Below are 13,799 nucleotides of genomic sequence, written 5' to 3'. Positions count from 1 at the left end.
AAACCTCCCCGAACCGCGTTTCCGCAGTTCGGGGAGGTTTTCTGGCGGTAGCGGAGGGATTTGAACCCTCGGTGAGTTTCCCCACACTCGCTTTCGAGGCGAGCTCCTTCGGCCGCTCGGACACGCTACCGAGAGAGAGCTTAGCCCAAAGGTGCCCGTGGACTGAAATCCATAGGTCGCCGCAGGTGGGAGGCGGCTCAGCGGTCCCGGAAGAAGCGGGTCAACTGCGCCGAGCACTCCGCCTCCAGGACCCCGTGGATCACCTCGGGCCGGTGGTTGAGCCGCCGGTCCCTGACGAGGTCCCACAGCGAGCCGGTCGCGCCGGCCTTCTCGTCGAAGGCGCCGAACACCACCCGTTCGACCCGCGCCTGCACGAGCGCGCCCGCGCACATCACGCAGGGCTCCAGGGTCACCACGAGCGTGCAGCCGGTCAGCCGCCACTCGCCGGTCGCCGCGGCGGCCCGGCGCAGCGCGAGCACCTCGGCGTGGGCGGTGGGGTCGCCGGTGGCCTCCCGCTCGTTGTGGCCGCGGGCGAGGACCGTGCCGTCCGGGCCGAGCACGACCGCGCCGACCGGTACGTCACCGGCCAGCGCGGCCCGCTCCGCCTCGGCGAGGGCGAGCCGCATCGGGTCCCGCCAGGGATCCCGTACGGGGTCGGCCTCCCCGGCGGGGTGGGTCTCCCGTACGGGCTCGGTGTCCCCGGCGGGGTGGGTCTCCCGTAGGGGCTCGGTGTCCCCGGCGGGGTGGGCGTCCCCTACGGGCTCGGCTTCCCTTAGGGGATCGGGGCCCCCTAGGGGACCGGGGCCCCCTACGGGCTCGGCTTCCCTCACGGGGCCGGGGGCGGAATCGGGGGTGGGACCGGACGCGTCCGGTCCCCGTACGGCGTGGGGCACTAGCGCACGGTCTCCAGGATGTCCGAGGCGCCGATCGCGTCCGCGATCTCCCCGAGGGCGTCGGCGTCGGCCTCCAGGGAGAGGAGCTGCCGCTCGGTCAGACCGAGGTCGGACAGGACCTTCCCGTCACCGAGCGGACCCGCCGGGGCGATGCCGGTCGTGGCCACGACGTCGTCCTCGTCCTCCTCCGTCTCCGGCTCGCCGTCCTCGGTGCCGTCGAGGTCGACCAGTTCGTCCAGGTCGCCGACCGGGTCGTCGTCACCGAGGAGCTCGGAGGTGAGGATCTCCCCGTACGAGGAACGCGACGCGGCGGCCGCGTTCGAGACGAAGATCCGGGGGTCGTCCTCACCGTCGACGCGGACGATGCCGAACCACTCCTCCTCCTGCTCGATGAAGACGATCACCGTGTCCCCGTCGTCGGCTGCGGACTCGCGGGCCAGATCGGCCAGGTCCGCCAGCGTCTCCACGTTGTCGAGCTCTGTATCTCTCGCTTCCCACCCGTCTTCGGTGCGCGCGAGCAGTGCGGCGAAGTACACCTGACTCTCCCACTGATCAGAGGTGTGATGATCCGGCGGCGCGCTCCTGATGCCCCGCCCAATCGGCATCGTGACAGAAACCCGGGCCTCAGGAGAGGTCTTCGGCTCTTGCGTCGTGCATCAGTCTGAACGACACCGCGATCGGGCGGGCGTGCGACCCCGGCGCACGGAGGGGGCGCACGGCCGGCGGGGCCCGCAGGCCATCGGGCGTCCGGCGCGGGTCACCCCGAGGGGCCCGGAGGGGTCACCTCGGGGTCACCACCGGAAGGTCCGCATGCGCATCGCCTGCCGCATCCGGGCCGCCCGGGCGCGCCGCGGCTGTACGCGGTCGCGCAGCGCCTTCGCCTCGTTCAGCTCGCGCAGGAACTGGGCGCGGCGCCTGCGGCGCTCCGCGTCGGTCTCCTGCTCCTCGTGGCCCTGGCGGGGCGCCTCGGTCTTCGAGGCCGCCTCACCGGGCGTTTCGTCCAGGTCGTCGGGCATAGGCCACACCACCCCATGACTGGGTCCCTGTGTCCCCACCTTCCCCCCGCGGCCCGGGTTGACGCCAGTCCCGGCCATGGTCCCGGTTACTGTGGGGGCATGCGTCTCCACGTCGTCGATCACCCGCTGGTCGCCCACAAGCTCACCACGCTGCGCGACAAGCGCACGGACTCCCCGACCTTCCGCCGGCTCGCCGACGAACTGGTCACCCTCCTCGCCTACGAGGCGACCCGGGACGTGCGCACCGAGCAGGTCGACATCGAGACCCCCGTCACGCCGACGACCGGCGTGAAGCTCTCGCACCCGCGTCCGCTGGTCGTCCCGATCCTGCGGGCGGGCCTCGGCATGCTCGACGGCATGGTGCGGCTTCTGCCGACCGCCGAGGTCGGCTTCCTCGGCATGATCCGCAACGAGGAGACGCTGGAGGCGTCGACCTACGCCACGCGGATGCCGGAGGACCTGTCCGGCCGCCAGGTGTACGTCCTCGACCCGATGCTGGCGACCGGCGGCACGCTGGTGGCGGCCATCCAGGAGCTGATCAAGCGCGGTGCGGACGACGTGACCGCGGTCGTGCTGCTCGCCGCCCCGGAGGGCGTCGAGGTCATGGAGCGCGACCTCGCGGGCGCGCCGGTGACGGTCGTGACCGCCTCGGTCGACGAGCGGCTCAACGAGAACGGCTACATCGTCCCGGGCCTCGGCGACGCGGGCGACCGCATGTACGGGACGGCCGAGTAGCCGTCCCGTACGGGCTGCGCGATCCGGGCCGCCCCGTAAGGCCCGTAAGGGGGCGGCCGGGCGCAGCGAACGTTTCAGCAGCGGGCCGGAGCCGGCTTGGGCTTGTTGAGCGCGAGCAGCGCCGCGTCCGCCGCCGCCTTCGGGTCGAGGTTCTTGAAGGCCGTACCGATGATCAGGTCGACGTCCGCCGTGGTGCGGGCGTCGACCTTCGTCGTGGCGGCCTTCAGCTGTGTGCCGAGCACGGAGAAGGCGCCCTTGGAGGCGTTCGGCGCGCCGAGCAGGAGGGCGGCGCCGGGGACCTTCTTGTCGTAGGCGGCGGGGGCGTTGCCCACCTTGCCGATGGCGAAGCCGCGCTTCTTCAGCTCGTCCGCGGTCGACTTCGCAAGACCGCTGCGCGGGGTCGCGTTGTAGACGTTGACCGTGATCTGGGCGGGTTTGGGGAGGGCGGCGGGCTGGGCCGTCGCCTTGGGCGCAGGCTTGCAGTCGCCGCGGCCGGCGGCCGTGGTGGTCTTCTTCCCGTCGCCGCCGGAGAAGACGTCGACGAGTTGGAGCGTCCCCCACCCGGCTGCGCCGAGCACGAGCACGGCGGCCGCGGCCCCGAGGACGATCCTGCGCCGGCGGTGGGGGCGGCGCATGCGCGGGTAGACATCCCCCGTGATGCGGTACTTTCCGCCCATTCCGGGGGGAGTGAGCATGCTCATGAGCGCAGCGTAATGCCGCCCGTGGAGGAGCACTACTTGATGATCATGTGATCGCGTCCGGATGGGCGCGAAGTGGCTCCGAAAGGGTCAGCGGAGCGGAGCGGAGGGGAGGGGAGGGGAGGGCCGAGGGCGGGCGGGCCCGCGGGTGGGCAGGCGACGCGGCCGCAGGTGTGCAGGCGGCGCGGCCGCGGGTCCGCGGGGCGCGCGGCGTCGGGCCCGCCGGGGGCCGGGCCGCCCGGCCGGAGGTCAGTCGAGTTCCAGCACCCGGGCGTGCAGCACCTGTCGCTGCTGGAGTGCGGCGCGGACCGCGCGGTGCAGTCCGTCCTCCAGGTAGAGATCGCCCTGCCACTTCACGACGTGCGCGAAGAGGTCGCCGTAGAAGGTCGAGTCCTCGGCGAGCAGCGTCTCCAGGTCCAGCTGGCCCTTGGTGGTCACCAGCTGATCGAGGCGGACCGGGCGCGGTGCCACGTCCGCCCACTGCCGGGTGCTTTCCCGGCCGTGGTCGGGATACGGCCGGCCGTTTCCGATGCGCTTGAAGATCACACGGAGAGCCTACCGGGCGAGCGGCTCCCGGCGCAGCCACGCGGACCCGGTGCAATGCTGGGTCAAACCATATGCAACCGGGACAGAGGTCCGCCATGAGCGTGAGCGATCAGCCCTCCACCAGCCCCTCGGCCGGTCCCCCGCGGCCCTGGGCGGAGATCGCGTCGGGATACGCCTTCGAGGGACCGGCACTCGATCTGGGGGCCGTGCTCTGGGACGGCGACTGTCACCCGGACGCGCGCGTCCGCGTCCCGCTGGCCGTGTTCAACCGGCACGGTCTCGTCGCCGGGGCGACCGGCACCGGAAAGACCAAGACGCTGCAGCTGATCGCCGAGCAGCTGTCCGCGCGCGGCGTGCCGGTCTTCCTCGCCGACATCAAGGGCGATCTCTCCGGGATCTCCGCCCCGGGCGAGGACGGCGAGAAGGTCCGCGAGCGGGCCGCGCAGGTCGGGCAGGAGTGGACGGCGGCCGGGTTCCCGTGCGAGTTCTACGCGCTCGGCGGGACGGAGGCGGGGGCGGGATCCGAAGCAGGGGAAGGGGCAGGGGCAGCGGCAGGGGCCGGCTCAGGCGGGACAAGGGCCGGTGGGGCCGGCACCGGTTCCGGCATCCCCGTCCGCGCCACCGTCACCAGCTTCGGCCCGCTGCTGCTGTCCAAGGTGCTCCGGCTCAACCGGACCCAGGAGCAGTCGCTCGGCCTGATCTTCCACTACGCGGACGCCAAGGGCCTGGAGCTGGTCGACCTGAAGGACCTGCGGGCGGTGGTGGCCTTCCTCGTCTCCGACCTCGGCAAGGCCGAGCTGAAGGGGATCGGCGGGCTGTCGACGGCGACGGCCGGGGTGATCCTCCGGGCGATCACCGCGCTGGAGCAACAGGGCGCGGGCGGCTTCTTCGGGGAGCCGGAGTTCGACACGGCCGACCTGCTGCGCACGGCCGGCGACGGCCGGGGCGTCGTCTCCGTACTGGAGCTGCCGGCCGTACAGGACAAGCCGCAGCTGTTCTCCACCTTCCTGATGTGGCTGCTGGCGGATCTGTACGGCGACCTGCCGGAGGTCGGCGACCTGGAGAAGCCGAAACTGGTCTTCTTCTTCGACGAGGCGCACCTGCTCTTCAACGGGGCGTCGCAGGCGTTCCTGGAGTCGGTCACCCAGACGGTGCGGCTCATCCGTTCCAAGGGCGTCGGGATCTTCTTCGTGACGCAGACCCCCAAGGACGTGCCGTCGGACGTGCTCGCGCAGCTCGGCAACCGGGTCCAGCACGCACTGCGGGCGTTCACGCCGGACGACGCCAAGGCGCTGAAGGCGACCGTACGGACCTTCCCGAAGTCGGCGTACGACCTGGAGGAGGTGCTGACCGGGCTCGGCACGGGCGAGGCGGTGGTCACCGTCCTGAGCGAGAAGGGCGCGCCGACACCGGTGGCGGCGACCCGGCTGCGGGCGCCGCAGTCGCTGATGGCTCCGGTACCGGCGGCCGCTCTGGAGGCGGCGGTGCAGGGTTCGCCGCTGTACGGGCGGTACGCGGAGGTGGTGGACCGCGAGTCGGCGTACGAGCGGCTGACGGCCGAGCAGCGGGCGGCGGAGGAGGCGGCCGAGAGGGCTGCGGCCGAGGAGGCGGCCGAGAGGGCGGCGGAGAAGGGCGCGACGGAGGGCGCGACGGAGGGCGCGACGGAGGGCGGGACGGAGGGCGGGACGGAGCGGGCCTCCGGCAGGGACGGGACGAGGGCTCCTCGTCGGAAGGAGGAGCCCTCGCTCGTCGAACAGGTCGTGGGAAGCGGCCTGTTCAAGTCCCTCGCACGGTCGGTCGGCACCCAACTGGGCCGGGAGATCTCCCGCTCGGTCTTCGGGACGGCCCGCCGCGGGCGCAGGCGCTGACGCCGGCCGGCCGCTTGCTCGTCACCCGGCCTCCCGGCGGTTGCGCGTTACTCGGTGACCTCGTGGTGGTCCTCGTGCAGACCGCCGCCGCTGCCCGCGTCACCGGTGGTGGGGACGGACACGACGGGCTTCTTCAGGGAGCTGATGTCGTGGGCGTAGGTGCCGACGGCGTTGGCGATGACGTCGATGTTGATGTCGAACGCGGTCATGTTGATGTTGTCGATGTCGTCGCCCTTGGCGTGGTAGTTCACGTCGTACGCGACCCCCGCCTGCCCGCCGAACTTCTGCGCCTGGCCCGCGGTCTTGATGCCCTCGGCGCCGGTGAAGGTGCCGCCGGAGGGGATGCCGACCTCGATGAACGGGCCGTAGTCGGAGCGGCCGGTGAAGTCGGTGCCCTCGTGCGGGGTTCCGCGGCGGTCGAGGAAGTCGTTGATGTCGCGCTCCAGCTGGGCGGAGCCCTCGGGGCCGGCGCCCGCGCCGACGCCGTCGGAGTTGTCGCCGTCGTAGACGAAGAGCCCGTAGTTCGGCGAGGCGATCATGTCGAAGTTCAGGTAGAGCTTGATCTCCTTCTTGCCGAGCTCGGAGAGGGTGTTGACGTAGTGCTCGGAGCCGAGCAGGCCGTTCTCCTCGGCGGACCACCAGGCGAAGCGGACCTTGTTGCGGACCTTGTCCTTCGACTGGGCGAGCTCCAGGGCGGCCTGGAGGAGGCCGGCGGAGCCGGAGCCGTTGTCGTTGATGCCGGGGCCGGCGGTGACGGAGTCGAGGTGGGAGCCGAGCACCACGGTGTTGGCGGCGTTGCCGCCCTTGGTCTCGGCGATGACGTTGTTGGTGGAGCGCTTCTCCTGGAGCTGGCGGATCTCGAAGGAGAGGTTCACCGGGCCCTTGGCGAGGTCGGCGGCGAGCTTCTCGCCCTCGGCCTGCGTGATGCCGCCGGTCGGGATCTTTCCGGCGGCCGGGTCGCCCAGGGTGCCGGAGAGGACGCCGTCGGTGTTGTTGTAGACGATGGCGCCGACCGCGCCGGCCGCGGCCGCGGTCTCCTGCTTGACGGCGAAGGCGCAGCCGCCGCGCTTGATGAGGGCGATCTTGCCGGTGAAGGTGCCGGAGGCGTAGTCGCCCGGCTCGCAGCCCGTGGTGCCGTCGGCGTCGACCGGGACGGCGGCGAGGTCGGCCTTGATGCCGCCGACCGGGGTGGACTTGGTGTAGGTCATCGCCCGGATCGGCAGATCGCGCGGGGCGGGGGAGAGGACGGCGGCCTTCTCGGCGAGCGTCTCGGTGTAGAGGAACTCGAACTTCTGGTACGTGACGGCGTAGCCGGCCTTCTTGAGCTGCGCGTACACGTACGCGGCCGAGGCGTCGTGGCCGAGGGAGCCGGCGGCGCGGTGGCCACCGGCCGAGTCGGCTATCGCCTGGAACTTCTGCAGGTGCTTGTAGGCGTCCTGGGCGGACGTCTCGCGGACCAGCTTCCTCGCCAGTTTGGCGGCGTCGCGGGCCGGTGCGGCCCCCGGGTCGGGGGTGGCGGTGGCGGGCGCGGCGAGCACCAGCGGGGTGGCGAGTGCGGCGGCGGCCAGAACGGCGGCGGCTCTGCGCTGGGATGCGTTCACAGAAGTCCTTCCCGAGTCCTACACGTGCGAGGTTGAGGGGAAGTTAGCGATCGCCGGGCGCCTCTGGGAACACATCGCGCACAATTCCTTTCGCCTCTTACAGGATTGACATCAGGAGGTATCAATTCCCGTCGCTTTGGGTGGATTGCGCCGCCTTGCTGGACTTGGACGTTCCGCTGGGCTCGGCCGACTCGGCCGACTTGGCCGACTTGGCCGACTTGGCCGCCTTGGCCGACCTGACCGACTTGGACGACTTGGACGACCTGGCCGACTTGGCCGCCTTGCTGGGTTCGGCGGTCTTGGCGGTCTTGGCGGCGGCCTTCATCTCCTGCTTGTGGGCGCGGACCTTCGCCAGGGACTCCGGCCCGGTGATGTCGGCCGCCGAGCGGTAGCAGTTCTGCTCGCCGTACGGGCCCGCCGCCTCCCGCCAGCCCTCCGGCCGCACCCCGTACTGCTTGCCGAGCAGCGCCAGGAAGATCTGCGCCTTCTGCTTCCCGAAGCCCGGCAGCGCCTCGAGGCGGGCGAGGAGCTCCTTGCCCGTCGTCGCGTCCGACCAGACCGCCTCGGCGTCTCCGCCGTACTCGTCCACCAGGAACCGGCACAGCTGCTGGATCCGCTGGGCCATGGACCCCGGGTAGCGGTGCACGGCCGGTTTCTCGGAGAGCAGCGCGGCGAAGGACTCCGGGTCCCGGGCGGCGATCTCGTGCGCGTCCAGGTCGTCGTGGCCCATGCGGACCGCGATCGTGTACGGGCCGGAGAAGGCCCACTCCATCGGCACCTGCTGGTCGAGCAGCATGCCGACCAGCGCGGCGAGCGGGGAGCGGCCGAGGAGCGCGTCGGCCTCCGGCTGCTGGGCGAGGTGGATCACGGGGCTCATGTACCGATCATCGCGCCGGCCGGCCGCTCCCGCCCGGTGGTTCACCCGCCGGGGCGGTGCGGCGGAGTGGCGGGGTGGCGACCGGTGTGCGGGGTCCGGTCCGGCGGGGTGGACACGGGCGGGGCGCGGTGCCGTCCCGGTCCGGCGGGGGCGGTGTGGCGGGGCGGGGCGCGGTGCGGTGCGGTGCGACGGTGCCGGGTTACGCGGGACGGTCGGCGAAACGGGCGAGGGCGCCCATGACGAGACGCCTGGTCTCGTTCCCGCCCAGGTGTCCGGAGCTCTCCACCACGTGCAGTTCGGCGTCCGGCCAGGCGCGGGCGAGCTCCCAGGCGGTGACCAGCGGGCTGCCCATGTCGAGGCGGCCGTGGACCAGCACGCCCGGGATCCCGGCGAGCCGGTGGGCGTCCCGGATCAGGGCGCCCTCCTCCAGGAAGGCGCCGTGCGCGAAGTAGTGCGAGCAGATCCGGACGAAGCCGAGCCGGTCGTCGTCGATCCGGTCGGTGTACGGGGTGCCCTGGCCCTCCATCGACAGGACCGCGTCCTCCCAGGCGCACCAGTCGGCCGCCGCCTTCTCCCGTACGGCGCGATCGGGGTCGTTCATCCGGGCCGCGTACGCCCCGACCGGGTCCTCCGCGTGGTCGACGGCCGCCCGGAAGCGCTCGTGCGCCTCGGGGAAGAACCGGCCAGCCCCCTCGTACAGCCAGGCCGTCTCCGACCGGCGGGTGGTCGTCACGGCCTGCATGACGATCTCCGTGACCCGCTCGGGGTGCGCCTCCGCGTAGGCCAGGATCAGGGTCGCACCCCACGACCCGCCGTACAGCAGCCAGCGGTCGATCCCCAGGTGGGTGCGCAGCCGCTCCATGTCGGCGACGAGGTGGGCGGTGGTGTTCACCGACAGGTCGGCGGCGGGGTCGCTCGCGTGCGGGGTCGAGCGTCCGCAGCCGCGCTGGTCGAAGAGGACGACCCGGTAGACCGCCGGGTCGAACATCCGGGCCGAGTTCGGCGAGGACCCGGACCCGGGGCCGCCGTGCACGACGAGCGCGGGTTTGCCGGCGGGGTTGCCGTGGACGGCCCAGTGGACCTGGTTGCCGTCACCGACGTCGAGCATGCCCTCGTCGTACGGGGCGGATGGGGGGAAGCGCTCGGGGAGGCGGTCGTCGGAACGTGGGTCGGTGAGGGGCACGCTGCTCATCCGCCCGACGCTACCGGTCGCCGGCCACGCGGTCGCCGGCTTTTCCGCATCGGGGGAGGCGGCGGGGGGCCGGGTCGTCAGCCGCGGGGCGGCCACCTGTGAGGCGTCAGGCGGGGGGCAGCTGCGAGACGACGCCTCAGCTCGTGGTCGGCCTGGAGCCGCCCCCGGGGCCATCACCGGCGAGCCGCCCCGCGAGCCGCCCCCCCCGGGGCCATCACCCGCGAGCCACCCCCCGGGTTATCACCCGCGATCCGTCACCCCGAGCCCCCCGGGGCCCATCACCCGCGAGCCGCCCCCCGGGTTATCACCCGCGATCCGTCACCCCGAGCCCCCCGGGGCCCATCACCCGCGAGCCGCCCCCCGGGTTATCGCCCGCGAGCCGTCACCCCGAGCCCCCCGGGGGCATCACCCGCGAGCCGGCAGCCCGAGCCGTCTCCCGCGAGCCGTCACCCCCGAGGCGTCAGCCGCGTCGCCGGGTTCTCGCACCAGGCCAGGACGGCGGGCCAGGGCCCGTAGCCGCCGTGCTCGGGGTTGAGGTGACCGCCGCCCGGGACGTGGTCGAGGTCGAGCCCGAGCGGGAGGCCGTAATGGACGTCGGCGCCCTCGGGGCAGTACGGGTCCCCGTCCCCGTACACGAGACGGGCCCGCACGCCGCGCTCCGTGAGGTCGAGGCCGTCGGCGAAGGCGGCGATCTCCGGGATGGACGCGGTCACGGCCGGCGACGGCGGCGCGACGAGCAGCACCCGGTCGGCCTCGGGACGCCGCGCGCCCGCGCGCAGCCACAGCAGCACGGACAGGCTGTGCGCCAGGACGACGAGCTCTCCGTCCGCCGGCCGCTTCCCGTGCTCCTCCAGCGCGTCCAGCCACTCATCGAGCACGGGTGCGTCCGCCTGCGGCAGCTGCGGATACCGCACCTCGTGCCCGCGCGCCCGCAGCTCACCGGCGAGCCAGTGCTGCCAGTGGCCGGGTGGACGGTGGTTCTGGAAGCCGTGCAGGACGAGGTAGGTGGTCATGGCACAGATCGTGGGGCCTGGCGGGTGCGGGGTCCAGGGTGGTTTCGAGGGATGGACGGCTCAGGGGGCCCGGGGGAGTTCGGCGCGGCACCGGCCGGGGTGCGGGTGGTCGGGCTTGTTGAACCGACGCACGGCGGTGCCGGGGGAGGCGTACGACGGCCTCGCCCACGTGCCGGTGTCGAGGCCGTCCGGACCGCTCCCGGCGCTCTAGACCTGCTCCTGCTCCTGTTCCGGCTCCGGTTCCGGCTTCGGTTCCTGTTCCGGCTCCGGTTGCTGGGCCCCGTGCGCGGGCTGCCGCAGGTTCAGCAGCTCACGTATGCCGGCCTTGAGCTCCTCGGCCGAGAGGTGCTGGTCCTGGGAGAGGTGGTGCATCAGGCTCGGGGAGAAGGGGGCGAGGAGGAGGTGGGCCAGGAGGGGGGCGTTGGCGGTGGGGCGGGTGTGGGAGACGAGCAGCGTGAGGTGGGTGTGCATCGCCAGGTACGCGCCGCTGGTGTAGCGCGCGGTGGGCGCGGCGGTCTGGGCGGCGAGGAGGATCTCGCGCTGTTCGACGACCCGGTCGACGAGCGCGTCGAGGAAGGCGTCCAGCCGTTCCGCGGCGGGTGCGCCCGGGCCCAGCGGGGGCGGGCCGCTCAGATACGCCTCCTGGAACTGGCGCTCGCGGTCGTCGAGGAGTGCCCACAGCAGCTGGGAGACGTCGCCGAAGCGGCGGTAGACCGTGCCGACGCCGATGCCGCTGGCGTGGGCGACCTGGTTCATGGTGACCGCCTCGGGGCCCTCCTCGGCGACGATCCGGGCGGCGGCGTCGAGGATCTTGCGGCGGTTGCGGGCGGCGTCGGCGCGCTCGGGTGCCGGGCCGCCGACGGTCGGCAGGAGGCTCAGCAGGGGGGTGGGCGCGGGCACGGCCGCCGGGGTGGGAGTGGGGGCGTCGGCCGGGTGGGCCCCGGCCGTGGTGCCCGAGCCCTTGCCTGCGCCCGCGCCCGTCGCCGCGTCGGTGCCGGAATCCGTCTCAGTGCCGCGCCCCGCCTGCGGTTTTCTCGTGCTGTCGCTCATCTGCGGATGCCTGCCTTTCGCGCCGCCCCCTCGGTCCCGTCCCTGCCCCGAGCATACCCGCAGCCCTTGCTAAACGGATAGGTGTCCGCTTAACCTGGGCTCGTTGAAGCGGAAAGTAATCCGGTTTTCAGGAGGGCTCGTCATGTCCGTCAAGGTCGCCGTCATCTACTACTCGGCCACGGGTAACGTCCACCAGCTCGCCCAGGCCGTCGCCGAAGGCGCCGAGAAGGCCGGCGCCGAGGTCCGGCTCCGCCGCGTGCCCGAGCTCGCCCCCGACGCGGCCATCGACTCCAACCCGGCCTGGCGCGCCCACGTCGACGCCACCGCCGACGCCGTCGAGGTCGCCACCCTCGACGACCTGGAGTGGGCGGACGCGTACGCGCTCGGCTCGCCGACCCGCTTCGGCAACGTCGCCGCCCAGCTGAAGCAGTACATCGACACCTCCGGCGGCCTGTGGAACCAGGGCGTGATGGCCGACAAGCCCGCCACCGCCTTCACCAGCGCGTACAACACCCACGGTGGCAACGAGTCGACGCTGCTCGCCCTCTACAACACCTTCCACCACTGGGGTTCGGTCATCGTGTCCCCCGGCTTCACCGACCCGACCGTCTACGCGGCCGGCGGCAACCCCTACGGCACCGCCCACCCCGGCGCCAACGGCGCCCCCGAGGAGAAGGTCCTCGCCGCCGCCCGCTACCAGGGCGCGCGCCTCACCACGATCGCCAAGCGCCTGAAGGGCCTCGCGGTCGACTGACCCGTCCTCCGCGCCTCCACCGCGCACTCCACACCCCGCCTTGTCGCGCCCCCTCCTCCCGTACGGACGAGGGGGCGCCGTCGTTCCTGCCGGACCGCTCGGCGGTGGACGCACGGGAGGGGGGAGGGGAGTCTTTCTGGAGTGAAGTCCCTCTGAGGTGAGGTCCCTCTGAGGTGAAGTCCCTCTGAGGTGAGGTCCCTCTGAGGTGAAGTCCCTCTGAGGTGAGGTCCCTCTGAGGTGAAGTCCTTCCGGGGTGAAGTCCCTCCGAAGTGAGGTCCCTGGAGTGGAGTACGGCTGTCTGCGCTGCTCCGATCCGCACCGCGCGGGCGGACCGGCGCGGCGGGCTACGCCAGCGACAGGAAGAGCTTCTCCAGCCGCGCCCGCATCTGCTCGCGGTCCTCGCCGTTCTTCTGGCCGTCCTCCACGTCCGCCAGGCACTGCTGGAGACCGGTGGCGATGATCGCGAACCCGGCCCGGTCGAGTGCCCGGGAGGCCGCCGCCAGCTGGGTCACGACCTCTTCGCAGTCGCGGCCTTCCTCGATCATGCGGATCACGCCGGAGATCTGTCCCTGCGCCCGGCGCAGCCGGTTCAGCACGGCCTTCAGCTCCGCGCCCGCGAGATCCAGTTCCACAACCACTCCTCCGCAGATACCCCAAGGGGTCGTTTCTCCCCGCCGTGGGGTCCGTTCTCGCTCCAGGATGTCATCCGCCGCGAACGCACCCCTCTCCGGTCGACGCCGACCCGACCCGCGCCCGGGGCGGGCGTCAGGGCGCGTAGCGGCGCAGGAACATCTCCACGCCGTCGGTGAGGAGCCGCTCGCTCAGGTCGTCGCCGAGCTCCGCCCCGTACTGCTCGAAGACCATCTGCGGGAAGACGAGCAGGGAGTAGAGCTGGAGCACCGCGACCTCAAGGTCGGGGATCTCCAGGAGGCCGCGGTCCGCGAGGGCGCGCAGGGCGTCGGCGACGGCCGGGTGATGGCCGGCCGGGCCGCGTTCGCGCCAGGCGCGGCCCAGTTCGGGGAAGCGGTGGGCCTCGGTGGCGACGAGGGTGCGCAGGGCGCGGCCCTCTTCGTCGGCGCGTACGGCCATGATCCAGGCGCGGCCGGCGTCGGTGAGCGCCGTTCTGAGGGCCGCCGGATCCGTGGCGCGTGCGAGCCGGGCGAGGTCGGGGCCCTCGTCGCGATCGCCGTCGCGGGGTTCGCCCAGGGGCTCGTCGAGGGCGCCGACGACCACGGCCGTGAAGAGGGCTTCCTTGCTGCCGAAGTGGTTGTAGACCGTCACCTTGGAGACGCCGGCCTCGGCGGCGATGGCGTCCATGCCGACCCCGAAGCCCTCGCGGAGGAAGAGGGCGCGGGCGGCGCGCACGATGGCCTGGCGCTTGCGGGCGGCGCGGGCCCCGGTGGGTGCGGTCTTGGCGCTTTCCGTCTTGGCGCTCTCGGTCTTCGCGCTCTCGGTCTTCACGCTTTCGGTCTTCGCGCTTTCGGTCTTCGGGGCGTCGGCCTTCATGGGGGCAGCGTACCGGCCAAGTGAACTGAACTGTTGAGTTCAACTGAACT

General features: G+C 72.6%; 14 protein-coding genes, 1 tRNA gene and 1 pseudogene. 3 read left to right on the top strand and 13 right to left on the bottom strand.

What is annotated here, in order from left to right; genetic code table 11:
• Positions 1 to 42: 42 nt before the first annotated feature.
• From ABD954_RS16465 to ABD954_RS16450, 4 genes are all read right to left on the bottom strand, one after another.
• Positions 43 to 130, bottom strand: a tRNA-Ser gene (locus tag ABD954_RS16465).
• 67 nt (positions 131 to 197) lie between these two features.
• Positions 198 to 626: a tRNA adenosine(34) deaminase TadA gene (tadA, locus tag ABD954_RS16460; RefSeq protein WP_345486786.1), complete on the bottom strand. Its 429-nt coding sequence runs from the start codon at positions 624 to 626 to the stop codon at positions 198 to 200.
• 266 nt (positions 627 to 892) lie between these two features.
• A complete protein-coding gene (locus ABD954_RS16455) occupies positions 893 to 1,429 on the bottom strand; it encodes a tRNA adenosine deaminase-associated protein (protein WP_345486785.1) in 537 nt (178 codons plus the stop codon).
• A gap of 255 nt (positions 1,430 to 1,684) precedes the next feature.
• On the bottom strand, positions 1,685 to 1,909 hold the full coding sequence (locus ABD954_RS16450) for a hypothetical protein (RefSeq protein ID WP_345486784.1): 225 nt from the start codon (positions 1,907 to 1,909) through the stop codon (positions 1,685 to 1,687).
• A gap of 99 nt (positions 1,910 to 2,008) precedes the next feature.
• Here ABD954_RS16450 and upp point away from each other — a divergent pair, with 99 nt between their 5' ends.
• The gene (upp, locus tag ABD954_RS16445) at positions 2,009 to 2,644 is read left to right on the top strand and encodes a uracil phosphoribosyltransferase (RefSeq protein ID WP_345486783.1); all 636 of its coding nucleotides are present in this window, start codon (positions 2,009 to 2,011) and stop codon (positions 2,642 to 2,644) included.
• Between the two features lie 74 nt (positions 2,645 to 2,718).
• Here the strand turns inward: upp and ABD954_RS16440 are convergent, their stop codons facing one another.
• Both ABD954_RS16440 and ABD954_RS16435 read right to left on the bottom strand, forming a co-directional pair.
• A complete protein-coding gene (locus tag ABD954_RS16440; protein WP_345486782.1) occupies positions 2,719 to 3,345 on the bottom strand; it encodes a LytR C-terminal domain-containing protein in 627 nt (208 codons plus the stop codon).
• A gap of 246 nt (positions 3,346 to 3,591) precedes the next feature.
• Positions 3,592 to 3,888 (bottom strand): type II toxin-antitoxin system VapB family antitoxin, encoded by a 297-nt coding sequence (locus ABD954_RS16435; RefSeq protein ID WP_003999914.1) that lies wholly within the window; start codon positions 3,886 to 3,888, stop codon positions 3,592 to 3,594.
• 95 nt (positions 3,889 to 3,983) lie between these two features.
• Between ABD954_RS16435 and ABD954_RS16430 the strand changes: the two genes are divergently transcribed.
• Positions 3,984 to 5,756 carry a helicase HerA-like domain-containing protein gene (locus ABD954_RS16430; RefSeq protein ID WP_345486781.1) on the top strand — a complete coding sequence of 591 codons (1,773 nt, stop codon included), beginning with the start codon at positions 3,984 to 3,986 and terminating at the stop codon, positions 5,754 to 5,756.
• A gap of 47 nt (positions 5,757 to 5,803) precedes the next feature.
• Here ABD954_RS16430 and ABD954_RS16425 read toward each other — a convergent pair whose 3' ends face one another.
• The 5 genes and pseudogenes from ABD954_RS16425 to ABD954_RS16405 all read right to left on the bottom strand — a co-directional run bounded on the left by ABD954_RS16425 (position 5,804) and on the right by ABD954_RS16405 (position 11,489).
• Complete coding sequence (locus ABD954_RS16425; RefSeq protein WP_345486780.1) at positions 5,804 to 7,357, bottom strand: M28 family metallopeptidase; 1,554 nt, start codon at positions 7,355 to 7,357, stop codon at positions 5,804 to 5,806.
• Between the two features lie 280 nt (positions 7,358 to 7,637).
• A pseudogene (locus ABD954_RS16420) lies at positions 7,638 to 8,234 on the bottom strand (HhH-GPD-type base excision DNA repair protein); the annotation flags it as partial.
• 199 nt (positions 8,235 to 8,433) lie between these two features.
• Positions 8,434 to 9,426 (bottom strand): prolyl aminopeptidase, encoded by a 993-nt coding sequence (gene pip / locus ABD954_RS16415; protein ID WP_345486779.1) that lies wholly within the window; start codon positions 9,424 to 9,426, stop codon positions 8,434 to 8,436.
• A 446-nt stretch (positions 9,427 to 9,872) separates the two neighbouring features.
• Complete coding sequence (locus ABD954_RS16410; RefSeq protein ID WP_345486778.1) at positions 9,873 to 10,439, bottom strand: RBBP9/YdeN family alpha/beta hydrolase; 567 nt, start codon at positions 10,437 to 10,439, stop codon at positions 9,873 to 9,875.
• 207 nt (positions 10,440 to 10,646) lie between these two features.
• Complete coding sequence (locus tag ABD954_RS16405; RefSeq protein WP_345486777.1) at positions 10,647 to 11,489, bottom strand: TetR/AcrR family transcriptional regulator; 843 nt, start codon at positions 11,487 to 11,489, stop codon at positions 10,647 to 10,649.
• Between the two features lie 142 nt (positions 11,490 to 11,631).
• Between ABD954_RS16405 and wrbA the strand changes: the two genes are divergently transcribed.
• Positions 11,632 to 12,243, top strand: coding sequence for an NAD(P)H:quinone oxidoreductase (gene wrbA / locus ABD954_RS16400; protein WP_345486776.1), 612 nt, complete (start codon positions 11,632 to 11,634; stop codon positions 12,241 to 12,243).
• Positions 12,244 to 12,587: 344 nt separating this feature from the next.
• Here the strand turns inward: wrbA and ABD954_RS16395 are convergent, their stop codons facing one another.
• Positions 12,588 to 12,875, bottom strand: coding sequence for a metal-sensitive transcriptional regulator (locus ABD954_RS16395; RefSeq protein ID WP_345486775.1), 288 nt, complete (start codon positions 12,873 to 12,875; stop codon positions 12,588 to 12,590).
• A 133-nt stretch (positions 12,876 to 13,008) separates the two neighbouring features.
• Positions 13,009 to 13,749 carry a TetR/AcrR family transcriptional regulator gene (locus ABD954_RS16390; protein ID WP_345486774.1) on the bottom strand — a complete coding sequence of 247 codons (741 nt, stop codon included), beginning with the start codon at positions 13,747 to 13,749 and terminating at the stop codon, positions 13,009 to 13,011.
• Between the last annotated feature and the right edge of the window lie 50 nt (positions 13,750 to 13,799).

The sequence above is a fragment of the Streptomyces roseoviridis genome, assembly GCF_039535235.1.
In the GTDB taxonomy this organism is placed as follows: Bacteria; Actinomycetota; Actinomycetes; order Streptomycetales; family Streptomycetaceae; genus Streptomyces; species Streptomyces roseoviridis.
This window is presented reverse-complemented; position numbering and strand designations above follow the sequence as displayed.